Origin of the sequence: Pseudomonas sp. FGI182 (assembly GCF_000511325.1) — a bacterium.
In the GTDB taxonomy this organism is placed as follows: domain Bacteria; phylum Pseudomonadota; class Gammaproteobacteria; order Pseudomonadales; family Pseudomonadaceae; genus Aquipseudomonas; species Aquipseudomonas putida_Z.
In genome coordinates this window covers 476,050-498,092 of record NZ_CP007012.1, presented here as the reverse complement: position 1 = coordinate 498,092, position 22,043 = coordinate 476,050, and the positions used below count along the sequence as shown (strand labels likewise).

Here is a 22,043-nt window from a genome sequence, read left to right as displayed (position 1 = left end):
GAGCCTTGCCATGTCGTTACCTGCCTCCCTCGAACAACGCCTGCGCCTGCCCGTGGTTGCCGCTCCGATGTTCCTGATCTCCAACCCCAGGCTGGTACTGGCCTGCTGCTCCAGCGGCGTGGTCGGCAGCCTCCCGGCCCTGAACCAGCGCGACAGCGCCGGCTTCAAGGCCTGGCTGGAGGAAATCGAGGCAGGCCTCGCACAGTTGCAGGCGCCAGCCCCCTATGCCGTCAACCTGATCGTCCACCCGACTAACCCGCGCCTGCAGGCCGACCTGGCGTTGTGCGTGGAACACCGCGTGCCGATCGTCATCACCAGCCTCGGCGCGGTGAAGGAAGTGGTCGATGCCGTGCATGGCTACGGCGGCCTGGTGTTCCACGATGTCACCACCCGCCGCCATGCCGAGAAAGCCGCCGAAGCCGGTGTCGATGGCCTGATCGCCGTTGCTGCAGGCGCAGGCGGCCATGCGGGCACCTGGAGCCCGTTCGCCCTGGCCGCGGAGATTCGCCAGTTCTTCGACAAGACCCTGCTGCTGGCCGGCTGCCTCAACCACGGCCACGAGATCCTCGCCGCGCAAATGCTGGGTGCGGACCTTGCGTACATGGGCACCCGCTTCATCGCCACCGCAGAAAGCCAGGCCCCGAGCGCCTACAAGCAGATGCTGCTCGATTCCCATGCCGCCGACATCGTCCACACCCCGGCGGTGTCCGGCGTCCCCGCCAGCTTCCTGCGCCAGAGCCTGGAACAGGCCGGCTATGACATGAACGCCATCAAGGGCGGCCATGAGCAAGGCAAGCTCAAGCCGATCGACGACGAAGCCAAGGCCTGGAAGACCGTGTGGTCGGCGGGCCAGGGGGTCGGCGGTATAGACGACCTGCCCAGCGCCAGCGCGCTGATCGGACGGCTGCATGACGAGTACCGGGACGCCCTGGAACGCTGCCAGGCCCTGCACGCCCGCACCCTGTAGCAAAAGGCAACACCTTGCCCGGCCAAGCTGTACACTAGGCGCCCTCTTCAGCCCCCAGGAGCCTTGCATGACCCGTTACGCCATGATCACTGGTGCTTCCAGCGGCCTGGGCCTGGCCCTGGCGGAAGCCCTGGCGCGGCGCGGGCGCAATCTGATTCTGGTGGCACGCCAGCGTGAAACGCTGGAACCGGTGGCCATCGAGCTGACCCAACGCTTCGGTGTCGAGGTGCTGTTCCGTGCCTGCGACCTCAGCCAGCCGTTGCGCCTGTCGGGCTTTGTGCTGGAGCTGGAGGAAGGCGAGCGGCGCATCGACCTGCTGGTCAATTGTGCCGGCCTGCGCACCTACGGGCCATTCCTGGCCCATGAGTGGGCCGACGAACAGGACCTGCTTGAAGTCAACGTGCTGGCCCTGAGCCGCCTGTGCCACGCCATCGGTAACCTGATGGCCGTGCAGGGCGGCGGGCAGATCCTCAATGTCGCCGGCCTGGCCGGGGTGGCGCCTGGCCCGTGGATGGCCGCCTATGCCGCCAGCAAGGCCTATGTGCTGAGCTTCTCCCAGGCCTTGCGTGAAGAACTCAAGCGCACCGGCATCAAGGTTTCGGTACTGTGCCCCGGCCCGGTGCGCTCCTCGCGCCGGCGCATTCCGCGGCTGGATGGCAAGCCACGCTGCCTCAGCCCTGAGGAAGTGGCGCTGTACACCGTGCGCGCGCTGGACAAGAACCGTGCACTGATACTGCCCGGCCGTCGCAACCGCTTGCTGGCGTTCGCCCCGCGCCTGCTGCCGCGCTGGCTGGTGCGCAAGCTGGCCGGGGCCATCCACCGCCGCTATTGCCCGGTCGGCATGGAATAGCCACTGGGCGAGCGGCGCCCGGCTGAGTACACTCGGCCCGACCCTCACCATGGAGCAAGTGCTGTGGACGATTTATTCATCAAGATCATCAACCGGGAGATCCCGGCGAAGATCATCTACGAGGACGACCAGGTTCTGGCGTTCCACGATATCGCCCCCCAGGCGCCCGTGCATTTTCTGGTCATCCCGAAAAAGCACATCCGCACCCTCAATGACTTGACCGAAGAAGACAAAGGCTTGGCTGGTCACATCTTGTTCACCGCCCAGCGTCTGGCCAAGGAACTTGGCTGCGAGGAAGGCTTCCGCGTAGTGATGAACTGTAACGAGCAAGGCGGCCAGACCGTCTACCACATCCACATGCACGTGCTTGGCCAGCGCCAGATGCACTGGCCACCGGGCTGATCCACGGCAAGCGACCCTGCCACTATTGCGGTAAACTGTCGGGCACATTCTTGCGGAGGTGCCCGATGGCTACCGAACGTCACTACTCGCCGCTCGACCGCTTGTTGCTGCAGGCCGATACCGCCATGCGCACCTTGCTGCCCTTCAGCGGCCAACCCGCCCGCCCATCGCCGGCCATCGTCCAGCCGGACGTCGACCTGGACGAACAGCAGGCTCGTCATGTTGCCGGGCTGATGCGTATCAACCACACCGGTGAAGTGTGCGCCCAGGCGCTGTACCAGGGCCAGGCCCTGACCGCCAAGCTGCCCGAAGTGCGCAAGGCCATGGAACACGCCGCCGAGGAAGAAGTGGACCACCTGGCCTGGTGCGAACAGCGCATTCGCCAGCTGAACAGCCACCCCAGCGTGCTCAACCCGTTGTTCTACGGCATGTCGTTCGGTATCGGCGCACTCGCCGGGCTGGTCAGCGACAAGGTCAGCCTGGGCTTCGTCGCCGCCACCGAGCACCAGGTGTGCAAGCACCTCGACGAGCACCTGGAGCAGATCCCGCAGGAAGACGAAAAGTCCCGGGCCATCCTCGAGCAGATGCGCATCGATGAGGAACAGCACGCCGAGTCTGCACTGGAAGCCGGCGGTTATCGCTTCCCCGCGCCTGTTCGCTTTGGCATGAGCCTGTTGGCCAAGGTCATGACCAAGAGCACCTACCGTATCTGAAGGCATCACCATGACGGACCGTTTCGACGCCAAGGACCTGGCGCGCGCCGTGCAAGCCGGCATTCTCCAGCCGGGCCAGGACCAGGCCCTGCTGGCTTTCCTGCACCAGCAGCCGGCACAGCGCGGCAGCTTCCAGCTGGCCCATGTGGCTTTCTACTTCGGCGCCATGCTGATCATGGCAGCCATGGGCTGGCTGCTCACCGAAGCCTGGATGCGCATCGGCGACTGGGCACTGCTGGTCATCGCCAGCCTCTATATCCTGCTGCTCACGCTGTTCGCCGTTAACCTGCAACGGCGCGTACAGCCCGTCGCGGCCGGCGTGCTGGCGGCAGTCGCGGTCAGCATCGTGCCATTGGCGACGTTCGCCATCGAACGGCTGGCCGGCTGGTGGCCAATGGATGATGCGCAGGCAAACTATCACCAGTACTACACCTACGTGCAGGGCGGCTGGCTGGCAATGGAAGCAGCCACGGTGCTTGCCGGGCTGTTGATGCTGAGGCTGATCCCCTACCCGTTCATCGTCATGCCGATTGCCGTGGCCTTGTGGTTCATGTCGATGGACCTGAGCGAATGGTTCTTCGGCTCGCCATTCAGCTGGGAACAGCGCCGCGAGGTTTCGCTGTGGTTCGGGCTCGGGTTGCTGGTGGTGTTCGTCGGGGTGGACGGCCGCACCCGCGAAGACTACGCCCACTGGGGCTACCTGGCCGGGCTGGCGGCATTCTGGGGCGGGCTGACGCTGGTAGACAGTGGCAGCGAGCTGGGCAAGGCCCTGTACTGCTTGATCAATATTGCCCTGATGGGTATGGCGGTGCTGTTGCGTCGGCCGGTGTTCATGGTTTTCGGGGCGTTGGGCGTGGCGGCTTACCTGGGGTACCTGTCGTACGAGGTGTTTGCCGACTCGCTGCTGTTCCCGGTGGTGGTGACCTTGATAGGGCTGGGGGTTATCGGGCTGGGGCTGGTTTACCAGAAGCGGCGGGAGCGGTTGAGCCGGGTGATGCGCGGTTGTTTGCCGGGGTGGGTGCGGGCTGCACTGCCGGCGCTTCGCAGCTGAAATTGTCGGGGCCGCTCTGCGCCCCATCGCGACACAAGGCCGCTCCTACAGGTCGTACGCGATCCCCTGTAGGAGCGGCCTTGTGTCGCGATGGGGCGCAAAGCGGCCCCAAAATGTCAGCCTTGACCCAGCTCTACAATCTCGTACCCGTGGGTAATCTCAACCCCGGCACGCTCGAGCATGATCGAAGCCGAGCAATACTTCTCCGCCGACAGCTCCACCGCACGCTTGACCTGGGCCTCCTTCAGCCCACGCCCCTTCACCACGAAGTTCATGTGGATCTTGGTAAACACCTTCGGGTCTTCGCTGGCACGCTCGGCCTCCAGGAACGCCTCGCAGCTTTCCACCGCCTGGCGCGACTTCTTCAGAATGCTGACCACGTCAAAGCTGCTGCAGCCACCCAGGCCCAGCAACAGCATTTCCATCGGGCGCACGCCCAGGTTACGGCCGCCGGCCTCGGGCGGGCCGTCCATCACGACGACATGGCCGCTCCCCGATTCGCCGAGGAACATCGCCTCACCGGCCCACTGGATACGTGCCTTCATCTACCCGGACTCCTGATTTTCGGAAAAGGGTGTCAGCTTAGACCTTGTGCGGCCGTGGGAAAAGCACGAGTCGTGTCGGTTTAGTACCGAAACATCCTGTAGTGTCTGATAAGCTGGCGCCAAATGACTGGCGCTTCCCGCCAGCCGACCTTTATAAAAAGCCTATGCGTCATATCGAACAGGATTTCGTGATGGTTGCTTCCGGCCTACCCGCCAAGATCAAGAACATCGACAAGCTGCTGGTGCACTGCCAGCGCCGTCGCTATACCGCCAAAAGCAACATCATCTGCGCCGGCGACCGGGCCGAGACACTGTCGTTCATCATCAAGGGTTCGGTCACCATCCTCATCGAGGACGATGACGGCCATGAAATGATCATCGCCTACCTCAACAATGGCGACTTCTTCGGCGAGTTGGGCCTGTTCGAACCGGTCGAGGGTGAACAGCAGCGCAGTGCCTGGGTGCGCGCCAAGACCGAATGCGAAGTAGCCGAAATCAGTTATGAGAAGTTTCGCGAACTGGCGCGCCAGGACCCGGAAATCCTCTATGCCCTGGGCAGCCAGATGGCCCAGCGCCTGCGCAACACCACGCGCAAGGTCGGCGACTTGGCGTTCTTCGACGTTACCGGGCGTGTCGCCCGCTGCCTGCTGGAACTGTGCAAGCAACCCGACGCCATGACCCACCCCGACGGCATGCAGATCAAGATCACTCGTCAGGAAATCGGCCGCATCGTCGGTTGCTCACGGGAAATGGTCGGCCGCGTCCTCAAGGACCTTGAAGAACGCAGCCTGGTGCAGGTCAAAGGCAAGACCATGGTGGTGTACGGTACCCGCTAGTCCCTGGGCAGGTCGGCCAGTACCTTGGCATAGGCCTGCGACAGCCGCTCGAACCATGGGGCCGCAGGCGCCACTTCGTGCAAGGCGATGTGCGCATCAGCGCGGCAGCGCTGTTCCAGCTCGCAGCACTCGTTGAAGCGGTTGACCGCCGCCACCATCGATTCACGCTCGTTGTCCAGCAGCAGCGCACCGTGCACCAGCACCACCGGGCGCTTGCCACCCAGCCCCTGGCGCCAGCGCTGGGCGGTGCCCACCAGTTTGCGGCCATTGAGGTTGACGTTGTAGCGGCCATCGCAGAAGGCACCGTCGATTTCGCCCACCGACGCCACCCCACCCCACTCGCGCAGCACGTCACACAGCGGCAGGCACAGGCGCTCGTAGGCGTTTTCGATACGGCCGTGGTCGCCTTCGCTGCGGGGGGCAACATAGACCAGAGCAACGTTCACCGTGGCGTGTGATTGCGGCACCGGCTCGCCGCCGGTTTCGCGCAGCAGCACCGGCCAGCCGGCAATCGCCAGCTCCGAACAGGCGGCTTCGAAATTGTCCAGACGGCTCATGCGCCGGGGCATGACCAGGGCGTGGTCGGTCGGGCGCCAGAACAGCACGCCACTGTCGCGCTCGCCGCGGCAGACGGCGGCCAGCAATTCCTGTTCGGCGTGCAGGCCTTGTTCTACGGTCAGGGCCAGGGGTTGATCGGTCATTGATCCACCTATGTCGTTTTTTTCACCGGCCTCTTCGCGGGCTCGCCCGCTCCCACATGGATTCCACAGATGCCAAAGGCAGTGATCATCCTGTGGGAGCGGGCATGCCCGCGAAAAGGCCATGGCAGGCATACAAAAAAGCCGGCAATAACGCCGGCTTCATCTGATCAGTCCAGTTGCTGAACAGTCTTCTTCACCTGTTCCGGGAAGAACAACCGCTGCAGCTCCAGCCCCGGCTGCTCGGCGCGCATGAACGCCTCACCGACCAGGAAGGAGTAGACCTCGTTGATCTCCATCAGCTCCACATCGGCCCGGTTCAAGATGCCACTCTCGGTAATCGCCAGGCGATCACGCGGAATACGCGGCAGCAGGTCGAGGGTGGTTTCCAGGCTGACCTCGAAGGTGTGCAGGTTGCGGTTGTTCACCCCTACCAGCGGTGTATCCAGGGTTTTCAACGCGCGCTCCAGCTCATCGCCGTCGTGCACTTCCACCAGCACGTCGAGGCCGACATCCTTGGCCGTGGCCGCCAGTTCGGCCATCTTCACGTCATCCAGCGCCGACACGATCAGCAGCACACAGTCCGCGCCCAGTGCCCGGGCCTCGACGATCTGGTACGGGTCGACCATGAAGTCCTTGCGGATCACCGGCAGCGACACCGCCGCGCGGGCCTGCTGCAGGTACTCGTCGGCGCCCTGGAAGTAGTCCACATCGGTCAGCACCGACAGGCAAGTCGCCCCGCCCTTCTCGTAGCTGACGGCGATTTCCGCCGGCACGAAATGCTCGCGAATCACGCCCTTGCTCGGCGAGGCCTTCTTGATTTCGGCAATCACCGCCGGCTGCTTGCGCGCGGCTTGCTCGATCAGGGCCTTGGCAAAGCCACGCGGGGCGTCGGCAGCCTTGGCCAGGGCCTCCAGTTCGGCGAGGCTGACGCGCGCGCTGCGCTCGGCCACTTCCTGAAACTTGCGGGCAATGATCCTTTCCAGCACCGTTGGCACACTCATGCTTCGTTCTCCACCTTGAATACTGCAGTAAAGGCACCCAGCTCCTGCAGCTTCTCCCAGGCCAGCCCGGTGTGCAGTACGTCGTGGGCCAGTTCCACACCGGCTTTCAGGCTCATGGCATGGTCAGCGGCATACAGCGCCGCGCCCGCATTGAGCACGATCATCTCGGCGGCCTTCTGGCCGTTTTCGGTCTTGCGTCGGCCTAGCGCATCGCGGATCAGCTCCAGCGACGCCTGCGGGTTCTCGACGGCCAGGCCGTGCAGGCTCTGGCTCTTCATGCCGAGGTCTTCCGGCTCTACCCAGTATTCGGTGATTTCACCATTTTTCAGTTCGGCGACGAAGGTCGGCGCAGCCAGGCTGAACTCGTCCAGGCCGTCCTTGGAGTGCACCACCAGCACGTGCTTGCTGCCCAGGCGCTGCAGTACTTCAGCCAACGGGCGGCACAGGGTCTGGGCGAATACACCGACCACCTGGTGCTTCACCCCGGCCGGATTCGTAAGCGGGCCGAGCATGTTGAACAGGGTGCGCAGCCCCAGGTCGCGACGCGGGCCGGCAGCGTGCTTCATGGCCGAATGATGGCTTTGCGCGAACATGAAGCCGATGCCCAGGCTGTCGATGCAGCGGGCCACCTGGGTGGGCGTCAGGTTCAGGTAGATACCGGCGGCCTCCAGCAGGTCGGCACTGCCGCTCTTGCCCGATACCGCGCGGTTGCCATGCTTGGCCACGGTGCAACCTGCAGCCGCCAGGACGAACGACGAGGCGGTGGACACGTTGAAGATGTTGGCGCCATCACCGCCGGTACCGACGATATCGACCACACCATCGAGGCTCTGCAGTTCGACCTTGTCGGCCAGCTCGCGCATCACCGACACCGCACCGACGATCTCGTCGATGCTTTCGCTCTTCATGCGCATGCCCATCAGGAAGGCGCCGATCTGCGCTTCGCTGCACTGGCCAGTCATGATCTGGCGCATGACGTCGCGCATTTCTTCGGTTGAAAGGTCCAGCTGGCCGACGATACGGCTCAACGCACTCTTGATATCCATGTTCGATCCTTAGCGGCGGCCGCCGGTCTGCTTGAGGAAGTTGGCGAACAGTTCGTGGCCCTGTTCGGTCAGGATCGACTCGGGGTGGAACTGCACCCCTTCGATATTCAGCGTCTTGTGGCGCAGGCCCATGATCTCGTCGACCGAACCGTCAGCATGGGCGGTCCAGGCGGTCACTTCCAGGCACTCGGGCAAGGTTTCGCGCTTTACCACCAGCGAGTGGTAACGGGTCACGGTCAACGGGTTGTTGAGGCCGGCGAACACGCCCAGGTCACGATGGTGTACCGGGCTGGTCTTGCCGTGCATCACCTGGCGGGCACGTACCACATCACCACCAAAGGCCTGGCCGATGGACTGGTGGCCCAGGCATACGCCAAGGATCGGCAGCTTGCCGGCAAAGTGCAGGATGGCCTCGATGGACACGCCTGCCTCGCTCGGCGTGCACGGGCCTGGAGATACGACGATGCGCTCGGGGTTGAGGGCTTCGATCTGGGCGATGGTCATTTCGTCATTGCGAATGACCTTTACCTCGGCACCCAGCTCGCCAAGGTACTGAACGACGTTGTAAGTGAATGAGTCGTAATTGTCGATCATCAGTAACATCGGGTTAAACCTCTTGAATCTACTGACTTCAGAATTCGAACCTTTCTGCACCAGCCAACAGGCGCGGCTTTGCCACAAGGGGCGGTAGACAGGAAGGCAAACGGGGGCGGGCCGGACGGGCCGGCAGGGGATAAAGTCAGGCGCGCCAACGCCAACGGGCGTGGGCCTTGATTACGCGCATCAAGAGTTTGCTGACGATCAACACAGGATAGGTCTCGCTCATACGTCCCGGCACAGTAGCCTACCGGGGCGGCGGGCGCAATATGCCTGTAAACACGGGGAAACGAATGGACTTGGGAGGGATGCACTGCGATTTGCTAAGGTCGATCGGGTTGTCCTTCATAAAAACAAAGAAAAGGATGTTCACCGATGCGAAAAGCACCGTTATTGCGCTTTACCGTTGCCTCACTGGCACTGGCCTGCACCCAGGCGTTCGCAGCACCCTCGCCCTACTCCAACATGATCGTGTTTGGCGACAGCCTCAGCGATGCCGGGCAGTTTGGCGGGGTGCGCTTCACCAACCGCGATGCCAATGGCAATTATGCGCCAGTGTCACCGATGATCCTGGGCGGGCGGCTCGGTGTGAGCCCGACCGAGCTTGGCCCTTCCACCTCCCCGGTCAATCCGGTGCTGGGCCTTCCCGACGGCAACAACTGGGCAGTCGGTGGCTACACCACCCAGCAGATCCTGGATTCGATCACCACTACCTCCGAGACCGTCATCCCGCCAGGGCGCCCCGGCGCCGGGCTGGTACTGCGTGATAAACCGGGCTACCTGGCCAACGGCCTGCGCGCCGACCCCGACGCGTTGTATTACCTGACTGGCGGCGGCAATGACTTCCTGCAAGGCCTGGTCAACAGCCCGGCCGATGCCGTGGCCGCTGGCGCCCGCCTGGCTGCCAGCGCCCAGGCCCTGCAGCAAGGCGGCGCCCGCTACATCATGGTCTGGCTGCTGCCCGACCTCGGGCAGACACCGAACTTCAGCGGTACGCCGCAACAAAACCCGCTGTCGCTGCTATCCGGCGCGTTCAACCAGTCCCTGCTCAGCCAGCTGGGGCAGATCGATGCCGAAATCATTCCGCTGAACATTCCCGTGCTGCTGAGCGAAGCGCTGGCCAGCCCCGAGCAGTTCGGCCTGGCCAGCGGCCAGAACCTGGTCGGCACCTGCTACAGCGGCGAAGGCTGCGTGGAAAACCCGGTGTATGGCATCAACGGCGCCACGCCAGACCCGACCAAGCTGCTGTTCAACGACTCGGTGCACCCGACCATCGCCGGCCAGCAACTGATTGCCGACTACGCCTATTCGATTATCGCCGCCCCCTGGGAACTGACCCTGCTTCCGGAAATGGCCCACGCCAGCCTGCGTTCCCACCAGGACGAACTGCGCAACCAGTGGCAGACACCCTGGCAGGCAGTTGGCCAGTGGCAAGCCTTCGTTGCCACCGGCGCCCAGGACCTGGACTTCGACGGCCAGCGCAGCGCGGCCAGCGGCGATGGCCGCGGCTACAACCTGACCCTGGGCGGCAGCTACCGCCTGAACGATGCATGGCGCCTGGGCCTGGCCGGCGGCGTGTACCGGCAGAAGCTGGAAGCCGGCGCACAGGACTCGGACTACAAGCTGGACAGCTACCTTGCCAGCGCCTTCGCCCAATACCGCCAGGACCGCTGGTGGGCCGACGCGGCGCTGACCGCCGGGCACCTGGACTACAGCGACCTCAAGCGCACCTTCGCCCTTGGCGTGAACGACCGCAGCGAAAAGGGCGATACCGATGGCGAGGCCTGGGCGGTGTCGGGGCGGCTGGGCTACAACCTGGCGGCCGAGAGCAGCAGCTGGCAGCTGGCGCCGTTCATCAGCGCCGACTATGCGCGGGTGAAGGTGGATGGCTATGACGAGAAAAGCGGGCGCTCGACGGCGCTGGGCTTCGATGACCAGGAACGTACATCACGCCGTTTGGGTGTGGGATTGCTGGGCAGTGTGCAGGTGCTGCCGAGTACCCGGCTGTTCGCCGAGGTGGCGCAGGAGCACGAGTTCGAGGATGACCAGCAGGATGTGACGATGCACCTGACCAGCCTGCCGGCAAATGACTTCACCCTGACCGGGTATACGCCGCACAGCGACCTGACCCGGGCGAGCCTGGGGGTGAGCCATGAAGTGGTGGCGGGGGTGCATTTGCGCGGTAACTACAACTGGCGCAAGAGTGATGAGTTGACGCAGCAGGGGGTGAGTTTGGGCGTCAGCGTCGACTTTTGAATTGATTGGGCCGCGTTGCGGCCCTTCGCGACACAAGGCCGCTCCTACAGGCGATCGTGTTTCCCTGTAGGAGCGGCCTTGTGTCGCGATGGGCTGCAAAGCAGCCCCAATGCCCACTGAATTACTTGGCCGAAGTCTGCTCAGCCAACGCCACCGCGCGGAACATTGCCCGGCGCTTGTTGATGGTTTCTTCCCACTCCAGCGCCGGCACCGAGTCGGCAACGATGCCACCCCCGGCCTGCACATGCAGCTCACCGTCCTTGATTACCGCGGTACGGATGGCAATGGCGGTATCCATGTTGCCGTTCCACGCGAAGTAACCGACGGCACCACCGTAAACCCCACGCTTGACCGGCTCCAGCTCGTCGATGATCTCCATCGCGCGAATCTTCGGCGCACCCGAAAGCGTACCGGCCGGCAGGATCGCCCGCAGTGCGTCCATCGCCGTCAGCCCTTCGCGCAGCTGGCCAGTGACGTTGGACACAATGTGCATCACGTTGGAGTAACGCTCGATCACCATCTTCTCGGTCAGGCGCACGCTGCCGGTCGAGGACACGCGACCGACGTCGTTACGGCCCAGGTCGATCAGCATCAGGTGCTCGGCAATTTCCTTGTCGTCCGACAGCAGGTCGTCTTCCAGCGCACGGTCGGCCTCTTCGGTAGCGCCACGCGGGCGGGTGCCGGCAATCGGGCGTACGGTGACCAGGTTGTCCTCGACGCGTACCAGCACCTCGGGCGAGCTGCCGACCACATGGAAGTCGCCAAAGTTGAAGAAATACATGTACGGCGTCGGGTTGAAGCAGCGCAGCGCGCGGTACAGGTCGATTGGCGCAGCCTTGAAGTCGATCGACATGCGCTGCGACGGCACCACCTGCATGCAGTCACCGGCCAGGATGTATTCCTTGATGCGGCCGACGGCGTTCTCGTAATCCTCGCGGGTATAGCTGGAGCGGAATTCCGGCTCGGCAGCCTGCGGGCCACTCAGGTCCAGGCCACGGCGTGGGGTGATCGGCTGACGCAGGGTTTCCAGCAGGCCTTGCAGGCGTGCCTGGCCCTGTTCGAAAGCCTGCTCTTCAGCCGGGTCGACCAGCACGATCGCGTGCATCTTGCCCGCCAGGTTGTCGAACACCACCACCGCATCGGACACCATCAGCAGGATATCCGGCACACCCAGCGGGTCTGGGTTGGGGCTGGCGCCCAGGCGCTTTTCCACATAGCGCACGCAGTCGTAGCCGAAGTAGCCGACCAGGCCGCCGTTGAAGCGCGGCAGGCCAGGGATATCGGCGACCTTGTAACGGTCCTTGAAGGTTTCGACAAAGGCCAGCGGGTCTTCGACATCGTGGCTTTCCACCTCCACGCCATCCTGCAGGATGCTGACGTGGTAGCCGTGCACACGCATCACCGTGCGCGATGGCAGGCCGATCATCGAGTAACGGCCCCATTTCTCGCCGCCCTGCACCGATTCGAGCAGGTACGAGTTGGGCTGGTCGGCCAGTTTCAGGTAGATCGACAGCGGCGTGTCGAAGTCGGCCAGGGTTTCGCAGGCCAGGGGAATGCGGTTGTAGCCGGCAGCGGCCAGGCGCAGGAATTCTTCGCGGGTCATGGGTAGCCTCGTGGCAAGCAGCAATAGGTCAGGCAAACGGACGGGCCGGCACGCGCCGGCAGGCTGAAGTCAGGCGCGCCAACGCCAACGGGCCAGGGCCTTGATGACTTTCATCCAGAATTTGCCGGTAACCGCCACGGTGGACTCTCTGTCTTGTGAGGCTTGAAGGTCCGCCAACGTTATCCCAGTGGCCGGGTCTGCGCAACCGGGCAGCAATGCGCGCAGGTCGTCGATCACCAGGCTGGGGGCTTCGTCGTGGATCGGCCGGCCGTGGTTGTAGCCGTAGGTCAGGCCCACGCACTGCACACCAGCCGCCTTGGCCGCCAGCACGTCACTGCGTGAATCGCCGACAAACAGCGACTGCTGCGGGGTGACACCGGCCATCTGCATGACGAACAGCAGCGCCGCAGGGTCGGGCTTTTTCTGCGGCAAGGTGTCACCGCCGATGATCCAGCGGAAGTAGTTGCCGATCTTCATCTGGTCCAGCAGCGGGCCAACGAAGCGCTCGGGCTTGTTGGTGATCAGCGCCATTTCCACGCCCTGCTTGCGCAGCCAGCGCAGGGTGTCCTGCACACCGGGGTAGACCACGGTCAGTTCGTGGCTTTCGGCATAGGCGTCCATGAATAGCGCCAACGCCTGGTCGGCCAGCGCATCGTCCACGGCAGCGTGGTCGATGCCACCGGCCAGCGCCCGGCGCACCAGCACCTGGGCACCGTTGCCCACCCAGTGGCGCACCGCCTCCAGGCCGGCAGGCGGACGCCCCAGTTCGAGCAGCATGCGGTCCACGGCGGCGGCCAGGTCTGGCACGGAATCGATCAGGGTACCGTCCAGATCGAACATCACCAGCCTGGGCAGCGCCCCCGGGAACAGCTGCTCGAAGCCGCTCATGGGCGGGCCTGAGCCAGTTCGGCACGCATCCTGGCGATGACTTCCTGGTAGTCCGGGGCGTTGAAGATTGCCGAGCCGGCCACGAAGGTGTCGGCGCCAGCGGCAGCGATCTCGCGGATGTTGTTGACGTTGACGCCACCGTCGATTTCCAGGCGGATATCACGGCCGCTGGCGTCGATCAGCGCACGCGCCTCGCGCAGCTTGTCGAGGGTGCCAGGGATGAACTTCTGCCCGCCGAAGCCCGGGTTGACGCTCATCAGCAGCACCATGTCGACCTTGTCCATCACGTACTTCAGCGCGTCCAGGCTGGTGGCCGGGTTGAATACCAGGCCGGCCTTGCAGCCACCGTCCTTGATCAGCTGCAGCGAACGGTCGATGTGCTGCGAGGCTTCCGGGTGGAAGGTGATGTAGGTGGCACCAGCTTCGATGAAGTCGCCGATGATGCGGTCGACCGGGCTGACCATCAGGTGCACGTCGATCGGGGCGGTGACGCCGTACTTGCGCAGGGCGGTGCAGACCATCGGGCCGATGCTCAGGTTGGGGACGTAGTGGTTGTCCATGACATCGAAGTGGACGATGTCGGCACCCGCGGCCAATACCTTGTCGACGTCCTCGCCCAGTCGGGCGAAATCGGCGGAGAGAATGGAGGGGGCAATAGCGTAGGGCTGCATGGCGCACCTGTTGGCAGAATCACGGTGGCGCGCATTGTAACCCAGGGAAGCGGATGAAGGCTGATTGGTATCAATTGGTGTCCGACACATGGGGGGGCGCTTTGCGCCCCGATCGCGACACAAGGCCGCTCCTACAGGGGATCGCGGCCTCCTGTAGGAGCGGCCTTGTGTCGCGAAAGGAGGGCAAAGCCCTCCCACCGGTCAACCAGGCTGCTGGGTCCTCAGCTTCTCGCTACGCCCACGCAACCACTCCAGGGTCAGCAGCAATACCACCGAGAAGGCAATCAGCAAGGTCGCCGCCGCGGCAATGGTCGGGCTCAGGTTCTCGCGAATACCACTGAACATCTGTCGCGGCAGGGTCGCCTGCTCCGGCCCGGCCAGGAACAGGGTCACCACTACTTCGTCGAACGACGTGGCAAAGGCGAACAATGCCCCCGAAATCACCCCGGGCGCGATCAGCGGCAGGGTCACCCGGCGGAAAGTCAGCAGCGGCGAGGCGCCCAGGCTGGCTGCCGCGCGCACCAGGTTGTAGTTGAAGCCCTGCAAGGTCGCCGACACGGTAATGATGACGAACGGCACGCCCAGTACCGCATGCACCAGAATCAGCGAGGTGAAGCTGTTGCCCATGCCCAGCGGGGCAAAGAACAGGTAGCTGGCCACACCGATGATCACCACCGGCACCACCATCGGCGAAATCACCAGCGCCATCACCAGCGACTTGCCCGGGAAGTCCCCACGGGTCAGGCCGATGGCCGCCAGGGTGCCGAACACCATGGCCAGCACCGTGGCTGCCGGGGCGACGATGATGCTGTTCTTCAAGGCCCGCATCCACTCGGCCGAGCCGAAGAAGTCTTGGTACCACTGCAGCGAGAAGCCCTGCAGCGGGTACACCAGGAAACTGCCACTGTTGAACGACAGCGGCACGATCACCAGCACCGGCAATATGAGGAACAGCAGGATCAAGCCGCAAAGAATGCGCAGGCTGTAGAACCACACCCGCTCCACGGGCGACATGTAAGGGCTCAGCATGACAAGGCTCCTCAGCTCAGGCGCAGGCGGCTGGCGCCGACCAGCCAGCTATAGATCAGGTACAACAGCACGGTCGCCAGCAGCAACAGCCCGCCCAGCGCGGTGGCCATGCCCCAGTTGATGCTGGTGTTGGTGTAGAAGGCCACGAAGTAGCTGACCATCTGGTCATTCGGGCTGCCCAGCAGTGCCGGGGTGATGTAGTAGCCGATGGCCAGGATGAACACCAGCAGGCAACCAGCGCCAACCCCGGCGTAGGTCTGCGGGAAGTAGACCCGCCAGAAACTGGCGAACGGATGGCAGCCCAGCGAGATCGCCGCACGCATGTAACTTGGCGAAATGCCCTTCATCACGCTGTACAGCGGCAGGATCATGAACGGCAACAGGATGTGCACCATCGAGATGTACACGCCGGTGCGGTTGAACACCAGTTCCAGCGGCTGGTCGATGATGCCCATGGCCATCAGCGCGCTGTTGATCAGGCCACCCGACTGCAGCAGCACGATCCACGCCGCCACCCGCACCAGGATCGAGGTCCAGAACGGCAGCAGCACCAGGATCATCAGCAGGTTGCTCTGCCGGGTCGGCAGGTTGGCCAGCAGGTAGGCCAACGGGTAGGCCAGCACCAGGCAGATGGCGGTAATCACCACACCCATCCACAGGGTGCGGGCGAAGATATCCAGGTAGATGGCCTGGTCCGGGGTGGCCTTGGCCAGTTCGCCAAGGTCATCGATGCGGTGGTCGAGCGAAGCCAGCAGGTAGAACGAGGTGACCGTACTGGTGTTGCGGCGGATCGCCTGCCAGTAGGCCGGGTCGCCCCAACGCTCGTCGAGGGCCTGCAAGGCATCTTTATAGGAAGCGGGTTCGCTCTTGAACGGCAGCGCCCGCGCGGTCTTGGCCAACAGGCTGCGGTAACCGGCCAGCTCCATGTTCAGGCGCTTGGAAAGGTCGCCCAGGGTCTGGTTCTTGCGCGACTCGGCCAGGTCCTGGCTCAACGCCTTGTACACGTCCTCGCCCGGCAGGCTCTTGCCATCCCACTGGGTGATGACGCCCACGGTGCGCGGCAGGCCGCCAACCACTTCCGGGTTGCCGACGCTCTTGTACAGCAGCGCCGCGATCGGCACCAGGAACACCAGCAGGAGAAACAGCGCCAGCGGCGCGATCAACGCCTGCGCCTTCCAGCGGTTGACCCGCTCGGCGTGCTTGAGGCGCTGCTTGAGACTTGGACCTGCGCCTTCTTTGAGGGGCACTGCAATGGCCATGGCGAACTCCGCGATACAGGCTGAAATGGGGGCTGCAATGCAGCCCCACACACTGGTCGTTTACTTCTTCGCCGCCCAGGCGTTGAAGCGTTGCTCCAGCTGCTCGCTGTTGTCAGCCCAGAAGGCCACGTCGATCTGCACCTGGTTGGCGATGTTTTCAGGCGTGGTCGGCATGTCCTTCTTCACCGCGTCCGACAGCAGGCTCACGGCCTTGGAATTGGCCGGGCCGTAGGCGATGTTCTCGGAGTAGGTCTTCTGCTGCTCGGGCTGCACGCTGAAGGCGATGAATTTCTTCGCCTCCTCGGCATCCTTGGCGCCTTTCGGGATGGCCCAGGCGTCGAAGTCGTAGATGCCGCCGTTCCACACCACCTTCAGGTTGCTCTCTTTCTGCACCGCAGCGATGCGGCCGTTGTAGGCAGAGCTCATGACCACGTCACCCGAGGCCAGGTACTGCGGCGGCTGGGCGCCAGCTTCCCACCACTGGATGCTTGGCTTGAGTTCGTCGAGTTTCTTGAAGGCGCGGTCCACGCCCTCTTTGGTGCCCAGCACCTGGTACACGTCCTTCGGCGCCACGCCGTCGGCCATCAGGGCGAATTCCAGGGTGTACTTGGCGCCCTTGCGCAGGCCGCGCTTGCCCGGGAATTTCTTGGTATCCCAGAAATCGGCCCAGCTGGTCGGTGCGGTCTTCAGCTTGTCGGCGTTGTAGGCCAGCACCGTGGACCATACGAAGAAGCCCACGCCGCATGGCTGGATGGCACCCGGCACATAGTCGGCCTCATTACCGAACAGGGCCGGGTCGAGTTCTTCGAACATGCCCTCGTCACAGCCGCGGGCCAATTCTGGCGACTCAACTTCCACCAGGTTCCAGGACACGCTCTTGGTGTCGACCATGGCTTTGACCTTGGCCATCTCGCCGTTGTACTCGCCTGCAACGATCTTGCCCTTGCCGGCCTTCTCCCACGGTTCGTAGAACGCCTTGACCTGGGCCGCCTTGTTGGCACCGCCGAACGAGACCACGGTGAGGTCTGTGGCCATGGCCTGGCCAGCGGCGAACAACCCCAGGGCCAGGGCGGTCAGTTTCAACTGCTTGCGCATTATTATTCTCTCCACAGTACAGGGTTGGTGAAGCAATCCATCAATGGGCTTCGGCAATAGGATCGAGCGCGCGGGCGTGCTCCACCTCCCAGCCCAGCGGTACCACATCGCCCACGGCCAGGGCCGGGTCGAGCTCGGCAATCGGCTGTTTCACGAAGAAGTCGCCCTTGCCGCAAACTTCCAGGCGCACCCGCACGTGGTCGCCCAGGTAAATGAATTCGGCCACCCGGCCCGAGAAGCGGTTCACGCAGCTTTCGCTGTGGCCGTTCAGGCGCACGCGCTCCGGGCGGATCGACAGGGTCACCGGCTCGCCGGCCTGGCCGACATTCACCGCCAGCGCCTCGACCCGCTCGCCGCGCGGCAACTGCACCTGGCAGCGCTTGCCATCACTGGCCAGCAAGGTGCCGTTGATGCGGTTGTTCTCGCCGATGAAGTTGGCGACGAAGGTGTTGCAGGGTTCTTCGTACAGCGTGCGCGGGTCGGCGATCTGCTGGATTTCACCCTGGTGGAACACGGCCACCCGGTCGGACATGGTCAGCGCTTCGCCCTGGTCGTGGGTCACGTACACCACGGTCACGCCCAAGCGCTGGTGGATGTGCTTGATCTCCATCTGCATGTGCTCGCGCAGCTGCTTGTCCAGCGCGCCCAGCGGTTCGTCCATCAGCACCAGCTGCGGCTCGAACACCAGTGCGCGGGCCAGGGCCACACGCTGCTGCTGGCCGCCGGACAGCTGGCCGGGGTAACGCTTGGCGAAGGCATCGAGCTGGACCATGTTCAGCACCCGCTTGACCCGCTCGCTGATGTCGGTCTTGCTCAGGTTGCGCACGGTCAGCGGGAAGGCCAGGTTCTCGGCCACGGTCATGTGCGGGAACAGCGCGTAGTTCTGGAACACCATGCCGATGTCGCGCTTGTGCGGGGGCACGTTGTTGATCGAGCGCCCGGCCAGCTGGATTTCACCGGCGGTGGGGGTTTCGAAGCCGGCCAGCATCATCAGGCTGGTGGTCTTGCCCGAGCCGGACGGGCCAAGCAGGGTGAGGAACTCGCCCTTGCGGATATCCAGGTTGAGGTCTTTGACGATCAGCGACTCGCCGTCGTAGCTCTTCTGCACACCACGGAAGCTGACCAGCGTTTCGCTGGTTGCAGCGTTCGACTTCGCCTCGCTCATGCCTGCACCTTCTTGTTGGATGACTGCGTAGGCAAAGACTAGACAAGCGGCAAGCGCCGGAAAATCGGGGGTGCTGAGAGAATGCCATCATCCGGATGGAAGATTTGCTGTAGGGATTCCCCTACAAAGATGGCGGGTTTGGAATGCTCATCCGAGCCACCCGCCAAACCTGTGGGAGCGGGCATGCCCGCGAAGGGGCCGGTTCAGCCATAGAGATCGGCAGGTCAGGCCCTTTCGCGGGCACGCCCGCTCCCACAGGGACCTCGGCAAGTTCCGAGAACAGGCATGTCGCATTCAGACCAGCTTGTGCTCCATCGCGTACTTCACCAGCTCAGCCAGCGAGTTCACTTTCAGCTTCTGCATCAGGCGCGCCTTGTGGGTGCTGATGGTCTTGCTCGACAGCGCCAGCTGCTGGGCGATGTCGTTGACGTTGGCGCCCTGGGCCAGGCGTTCGAACACCGAAAACTCCCGCTCGGACAGCAGCGTGTGCAACGGCCGCGACTCCGTCAGGCCCACTTCGAAGACCATGCGGTCGGCCAGCGCCGGGTCGATGTAACGCCCGCCAGCGGCAACCCGGCGAATTGCGGTCAGCAACAGCGCCGGGTCGCTGTCCTTGGTGGCATAGCCCGCCGCCCCGGCCTTCAGCGCCCGCGCCGCCATCTGCGCTTCATCGTGCATCGACAGCATCAGGATCGCCGGGGCGTCGTGCAACGCGCGGATCCGCGGGATCGCCTCCAGGCCATTCACACCCGGCATCGAGATATCCAGCAGTACCACCTCGCACGGCGTGTGGCGCAGGGTTTCCAGCAACTGCTCGCCGTTACCGGCCTCCCCCGCCACCTGCATGTCCTTGGCCAGGCCAATCAACTGCTTGATGCCCTCACGGACAATGGTGTGGTCTTCAGCCACCAGCACTCGAATCACGATCGCTCTCCTACTCCAACGGTATGGCCACGCTCAGGCTGGTGCCTTCGCCCGGTTCACTGTCCAGCGCCATGCTGCCGCCCAGCATCAGCACCCGCTCACGCACCCCTACCAGGCCGAACGAGGTGGGCCGTGGCTGGTCGCGGCAAAAGCCCTGGCCATCATCGCTGACAGTCATGCGCAATTGCCCGTGCTCACGCACCAGTTCGATCTCCACGCTGTGCGCCTGGGCATGGCGCATCACGTTGGTCAGCGCTTCCTGGAGGATACGGAACAGCCCGGTGGCCTTGGCATCGCTCAATGCTGGCAGATTATCCGGTACTTGCACCAGGCAGGGGATTTGCGTGCGTGCTTCAAAGCGCCGCGCCTGCCATTCGATGGCCGAGGCGATGCCGGCATCGAGAATCGGCGGGCGCAAGGCGGTGGCCACGTCGCGCACCAGCTGGAACAGTTGGGCGATCAGGCGCTTCATGCTGGTCAGGCGCTCGTTCAGGCCCGGGTCCAGCTCGGCGAAGGCCAGCTCGCACATCGACACCTCCAGCTTGAGCACGGTCAGCATCTGCCCCAGTTCATCGTGCACTTCCCGGGCAATGCGGGCCTTTTCTTCCTCACGCACGCTTTCCAGGTGGGCCGACAGTTCGCGCAGCTGCTCCTGGGATTTCGCCAGGGCAAGCTCGGCCCGCTTGCCCTGGGTGATGTCCCACACCACGCCGTCCCACACCACCTGGCCGTTGCCCAGGCGCCGGGTGCTGGCCTTGATGTCGGCCCAGCGCTGTTCACCCTGGCGGGTGAGGATGCGCCCCTGCCAGGACCAGTCCTGGTCGCTGGCCAGGGCCAGGTCCTGCACTCGGTGGTAATCGGCGCGGTCCTCGGGATGTACCAGGTTGCGCAGGCCCATCTGCGGGTGCTGTATCTCGCTGGGCGAATAGCCCACCAAGGCCTCGCTGCCCTCGCTGATGTAGGGGAATTCCAGGTCGCCCTCGGCCGGGTCGCGCTCCAGGCGGAACACCAACCCCGGCACGTTGCCGGCAATGCCCTTGAGCCGCGCCTCGCTTTCGCGCAGGGCCGCCAGGGCGCGGTGGCGCTCGGTGACATCGGCGAGGTAAACCACCAGGTACTCGGAATCACGAAAGCGCAGAAAACTCAGCGACAGCTCGACCGGCAGCAGGCTGTGGTCAGCCCGGCGGCACTGCGTCTCGAACTGGCCGATACCACCCGCCCCGGTGCGCGCGCCCTTCCACAGCTCCAGCCAGCGGTCCATGGTCAGGCTGGGTTCAAAGTCGCTCAGCGGCCGCTCCAGCAGCGCGCCTTCGCCGTAGCCCAGCATGCGCTCGGCGGCATGGTTGGCGTAGCGTACGTGGCTGTCCCAGTTGACCCAGAGGATGCCCACCGTGCTCTGGTCGATGGCGAACTGGCTCAGGCGCAACGCTTCTTCGCGCACCTGCCGCTCCACCAGGCTTTCGCGCGTGGCCAGCAGGCTGCGCTCCAGCTGGCGCTGCTGCCGGCGCAGCCACACCAGGGTGGCCAGCGCGCACAACAGCAGCATGCCGAACAGCAGGGCCAGGTTCTGCCAGAACCCCGTCGACTCGCTCAGGCGTGGGTACTTTGGCTGCAGCCAACGCTGGTGCAGTTGCTCCAGTTCCTTGGCCGGCAGCGCCTGCAGGCCACGCTCGAGCACATCGGCCAGCAGCGGCCAGTCGCGGCGCGAACCGATGCGCAACAGTTGCGGCAGGCCGATATCGCCGACCACCGCCAGCTCGCCGAACTCGCTTTCGCGCGACAGGCGGCTGAGCTGGGCTTCGTCCAGCACTGCGAAACTGGCCTGGCCGCCCACCACCAGTTGCAGGGCCTCGCGCTCGTTGGGCACCCCTTGCAGGTTGAGGTTGCTGTAGTTGCCACGCAGGTAGTCCGCCAGCTGGCTGGGCATGCGCACCGCCACCCGCTGCTCGGCCTCGAGCGTTTCCAGTTCCACGGCCATGGTCCCGGTGCGCGGCCCAACCACCAGTTGCGGCACGCGCATGTAAGGGTCGCTGAACAGCCACAGACGCAAGCTGGCAGGGGTCTGGGTAAGCCCCGGGGCGAAGTCGATTTCGCCGGCCTGCAGGGCATGCTCGAGGCTGGCCTGGTCGGCGAAGTTGCGCCAGGTAAGGTCCAGCCGCAGCGCCTGCGCCAGGCTGCTCACCAGTTCCACGTTGGCCCCGTACAGCTGCTGCAGGCGCCGGTCGAACTGAGCGTAGGGCGCCTGCAACACCAGGCCGACACGCAGGCTGCGGTGCGTATCCAGCCATTGCTGCTGGGCCGGTTCCAGGGCAACCGTGGGCACCGCTTCGGGCCTGGCCAATGCAATCAAGGGCAACCAAAAGCAGCCGATAACCAACAGGCGACGCACTCGCTTCATCTACACGCTCGTCTTGGCAAGGCGGCCATGCAGCATGGCCGTCACG

Annotated in this window: 21 protein-coding genes; 7 read left to right on the top strand and 14 right to left on the bottom strand. The window is 64.3% G+C overall.

All coding sequences use genetic code 11. The features are described 5' to 3' along the window. The first annotated feature begins 10 nt into the window (after window positions 1–10). The 5 genes from C163_RS02120 to C163_RS02100 all read left to right on the top strand — a co-directional run bounded on the left by C163_RS02120 (window position 11) and on the right by C163_RS02100 (window position 3,983). The gene (locus tag C163_RS02120) at window positions 11–967 is read left to right on the top strand and encodes a nitronate monooxygenase family protein (protein WP_025337479.1); all 957 of its coding nucleotides are present in this window, start codon (window positions 11–13) and stop codon (window positions 965–967) included. Between the two features lie 67 nt (window positions 968–1,034). Beyond that, complete coding sequence (locus C163_RS02115; RefSeq protein WP_025337478.1) at window positions 1,035–1,817, top strand: SDR family oxidoreductase; 783 nt, start codon at window positions 1,035–1,037, stop codon at window positions 1,815–1,817. Window positions 1,818–1,880: 63 nt separating this feature from the next. After that, window positions 1,881–2,219 (top strand): histidine triad nucleotide-binding protein, encoded by a 339-nt coding sequence (locus tag C163_RS02110; protein ID WP_013970615.1) that lies wholly within the window; start codon window positions 1,881–1,883, stop codon window positions 2,217–2,219. A 65-nt stretch (window positions 2,220–2,284) separates the two neighbouring features. Beyond that, on the top strand, window positions 2,285–2,932 hold the full coding sequence (coq7, locus tag C163_RS02105; protein WP_025337477.1) for a 2-polyprenyl-3-methyl-6-methoxy-1,4-benzoquinone monooxygenase: 648 nt from the start codon (window positions 2,285–2,287) through the stop codon (window positions 2,930–2,932). Between the two features lie 10 nt (window positions 2,933–2,942). Beyond that, entirely contained in the window at window positions 2,943–3,983 is a 1,041-nt protein-coding gene (locus tag C163_RS02100; RefSeq protein WP_025337476.1) for a hypothetical protein, read from the top strand. A 116-nt stretch (window positions 3,984–4,099) separates the two neighbouring features. Here the strand turns inward: C163_RS02100 and C163_RS02095 are convergent, their stop codons facing one another. After that, window positions 4,100–4,528, bottom strand: coding sequence for an OsmC family protein (locus C163_RS02095; RefSeq protein WP_025337475.1), 429 nt, complete (start codon window positions 4,526–4,528; stop codon window positions 4,100–4,102). Window positions 4,529–4,719: 191 nt separating this feature from the next. On the opposite strand from C163_RS02095, the gene crp reads away from it, so the two are divergent. Then, complete coding sequence (gene crp, locus C163_RS02090) at window positions 4,720–5,364, top strand: cAMP-activated global transcriptional regulator CRP (RefSeq protein WP_025337474.1); 645 nt, start codon at window positions 4,720–4,722, stop codon at window positions 5,362–5,364. On the opposite strand, the gene C163_RS02085 is transcribed toward crp, so the two are convergent. From C163_RS02085 to C163_RS02070, 4 genes are all read right to left on the bottom strand, one after another. Further along, window positions 5,361–6,065, bottom strand: a complete 705-nt coding sequence (locus C163_RS02085; protein WP_025337473.1) for a lipoate--protein ligase family protein — start codon at window positions 6,063–6,065, stop codon at window positions 5,361–5,363. The two genes, crp and C163_RS02085, sit on opposite strands and share 4 nt — an antisense overlap. A gap of 167 nt (window positions 6,066–6,232) precedes the next feature. After that, window positions 6,233–7,066, bottom strand: coding sequence for an indole-3-glycerol phosphate synthase TrpC (gene trpC / locus C163_RS02080; RefSeq protein ID WP_025337472.1), 834 nt, complete (start codon window positions 7,064–7,066; stop codon window positions 6,233–6,235). Continuing rightward, window positions 7,063–8,112 (bottom strand): anthranilate phosphoribosyltransferase, encoded by a 1,050-nt coding sequence (trpD, locus tag C163_RS02075; RefSeq protein ID WP_013970609.1) that lies wholly within the window; start codon window positions 8,110–8,112, stop codon window positions 7,063–7,065. The genes trpC and trpD overlap by 4 nt, the downstream gene beginning before the upstream one ends. A 9-nt stretch (window positions 8,113–8,121) precedes the next feature. Next, window positions 8,122–8,715, bottom strand: coding sequence for an aminodeoxychorismate/anthranilate synthase component II (locus C163_RS02070; RefSeq protein WP_003259809.1), 594 nt, complete (start codon window positions 8,713–8,715; stop codon window positions 8,122–8,124). A gap of 369 nt (window positions 8,716–9,084) precedes the next feature. Here C163_RS02070 and estP point away from each other — a divergent pair, with 369 nt between their 5' ends. Next, complete coding sequence (gene estP / locus C163_RS02065) at window positions 9,085–10,965, top strand: esterase EstP (protein ID WP_025337471.1); 1,881 nt, start codon at window positions 9,085–9,087, stop codon at window positions 10,963–10,965. A 121-nt stretch (window positions 10,966–11,086) separates the two neighbouring features. On the opposite strand, the gene trpE is transcribed toward estP, so the two are convergent. From trpE to C163_RS02020, 9 genes are all read right to left on the bottom strand, one after another. Beyond that, a complete protein-coding gene (gene trpE, locus C163_RS02060) occupies window positions 11,087–12,568 on the bottom strand; it encodes an anthranilate synthase component I (protein ID WP_013970606.1) in 1,482 nt (493 codons plus the stop codon). 69 nt (window positions 12,569–12,637) lie between these two features. Continuing rightward, window positions 12,638–13,456, bottom strand: a complete 819-nt coding sequence (locus C163_RS02055; RefSeq protein WP_025337470.1) for a phosphoglycolate phosphatase — start codon at window positions 13,454–13,456, stop codon at window positions 12,638–12,640. Next, the gene (gene rpe, locus C163_RS02050) at window positions 13,453–14,127 is read right to left on the bottom strand and encodes a ribulose-phosphate 3-epimerase (protein ID WP_025337469.1); all 675 of its coding nucleotides are present in this window, start codon (window positions 14,125–14,127) and stop codon (window positions 13,453–13,455) included. Before rpe ends, C163_RS02055 begins: the two co-directional genes overlap by 4 nt. A gap of 201 nt (window positions 14,128–14,328) precedes the next feature. After that, window positions 14,329–15,156: an ABC transporter permease gene (locus C163_RS02045; protein ID WP_013970603.1), complete on the bottom strand. Its 828-nt coding sequence runs from the start codon at window positions 15,154–15,156 to the stop codon at window positions 14,329–14,331. Between the two features lie 11 nt (window positions 15,157–15,167). Then, the gene (locus tag C163_RS02040; protein WP_013970602.1) at window positions 15,168–16,415 is read right to left on the bottom strand and encodes an ABC transporter permease; all 1,248 of its coding nucleotides are present in this window, start codon (window positions 16,413–16,415) and stop codon (window positions 15,168–15,170) included. A 60-nt stretch (window positions 16,416–16,475) separates the two neighbouring features. Next, entirely contained in the window at window positions 16,476–17,510 is a 1,035-nt protein-coding gene (locus C163_RS02035; RefSeq protein ID WP_025337468.1) for an ABC transporter substrate-binding protein, read from the bottom strand. 40 nt (window positions 17,511–17,550) lie between these two features. Then, window positions 17,551–18,675 carry an ABC transporter ATP-binding protein gene (locus C163_RS02030; protein WP_012270208.1) on the bottom strand — a complete coding sequence of 375 codons (1,125 nt, stop codon included), beginning with the start codon at window positions 18,673–18,675 and terminating at the stop codon, window positions 17,551–17,553. Between the two features lie 294 nt (window positions 18,676–18,969). Continuing rightward, on the bottom strand, window positions 18,970–19,602 hold the full coding sequence (locus C163_RS02025) for a response regulator transcription factor (RefSeq protein WP_170929296.1): 633 nt from the start codon (window positions 19,600–19,602) through the stop codon (window positions 18,970–18,972). 7 nt (window positions 19,603–19,609) lie between these two features. Further along, complete coding sequence (locus tag C163_RS02020; protein WP_025337466.1) at window positions 19,610–21,997, bottom strand: PAS domain S-box protein; 2,388 nt, start codon at window positions 21,995–21,997, stop codon at window positions 19,610–19,612. Window positions 21,998–22,043: the final 46 nt, after the last annotated feature.

Excerpts from the sequence above, each read along its gene's own strand:
- C163_RS02020 (WP_025337466.1), bottom strand. The coding sequence starts at position 21,997 with ATGAAGCGAGTGCGTCGCCTGTTGGTTATCGGCTGCTTTTGGTTGCCC.
- C163_RS02045 (WP_013970603.1), bottom strand. The coding sequence starts at position 15,156 with ATGCTGAGCCCTTACATGTCGCCCGTGGAGCGGGTGTGGTTCTACAGC.
- estP (WP_025337471.1), top strand. The coding sequence starts at position 9,085 with ATGCGAAAAGCACCGTTATTGCGCTTTACCGTTGCCTCACTGGCACTG.
- C163_RS02030 (WP_012270208.1), bottom strand. The coding sequence starts at position 18,675 with ATGAGCGAGGCGAAGTCGAACGCTGCAACCAGCGAAACGCTGGTCAGC.
- C163_RS02055 (WP_025337470.1), bottom strand. The coding sequence starts at position 13,456 with ATGAGCGGCTTCGAGCAGCTGTTCCCGGGGGCGCTGCCCAGGCTGGTG.
- C163_RS02095 (WP_025337475.1), bottom strand. The coding sequence starts at position 4,528 with ATGAAGGCACGTATCCAGTGGGCCGGTGAGGCGATGTTCCTCGGCGAA.
- C163_RS02070 (WP_003259809.1), bottom strand. The coding sequence starts at position 8,715 with ATGTTACTGATGATCGACAATTACGACTCATTCACTTACAACGTCGTT.
- C163_RS02040 (WP_013970602.1), bottom strand. The coding sequence starts at position 16,415 with ATGGCCATTGCAGTGCCCCTCAAAGAAGGCGCAGGTCCAAGTCTCAAG.
- C163_RS02120 (WP_025337479.1), top strand. The coding sequence starts at position 11 with ATGTCGTTACCTGCCTCCCTCGAACAACGCCTGCGCCTGCCCGTGGTT.
- trpE (WP_013970606.1), bottom strand. The coding sequence starts at position 12,568 with ATGACCCGCGAAGAATTCCTGCGCCTGGCCGCTGCCGGCTACAACCGC.
- trpD (WP_013970609.1), bottom strand. The coding sequence starts at position 8,112 with ATGGATATCAAGAGTGCGTTGAGCCGTATCGTCGGCCAGCTGGACCTT.
- C163_RS02035 (WP_025337468.1), bottom strand. The coding sequence starts at position 17,510 with ATGCGCAAGCAGTTGAAACTGACCGCCCTGGCCCTGGGGTTGTTCGCC.
- coq7 (WP_025337477.1), top strand. The coding sequence starts at position 2,285 with ATGGCTACCGAACGTCACTACTCGCCGCTCGACCGCTTGTTGCTGCAG.
- crp (WP_025337474.1), top strand. The coding sequence starts at position 4,720 with ATGGTTGCTTCCGGCCTACCCGCCAAGATCAAGAACATCGACAAGCTG.
- C163_RS02085 (WP_025337473.1), bottom strand. The coding sequence starts at position 6,065 with ATGACCGATCAACCCCTGGCCCTGACCGTAGAACAAGGCCTGCACGCC.
- trpC (WP_025337472.1), bottom strand. The coding sequence starts at position 7,066 with ATGAGTGTGCCAACGGTGCTGGAAAGGATCATTGCCCGCAAGTTTCAG.
- C163_RS02100 (WP_025337476.1), top strand. The coding sequence starts at position 2,943 with ATGACGGACCGTTTCGACGCCAAGGACCTGGCGCGCGCCGTGCAAGCC.
- rpe (WP_025337469.1), bottom strand. The coding sequence starts at position 14,127 with ATGCAGCCCTACGCTATTGCCCCCTCCATTCTCTCCGCCGATTTCGCC.
- C163_RS02115 (WP_025337478.1), top strand. The coding sequence starts at position 1,035 with ATGACCCGTTACGCCATGATCACTGGTGCTTCCAGCGGCCTGGGCCTG.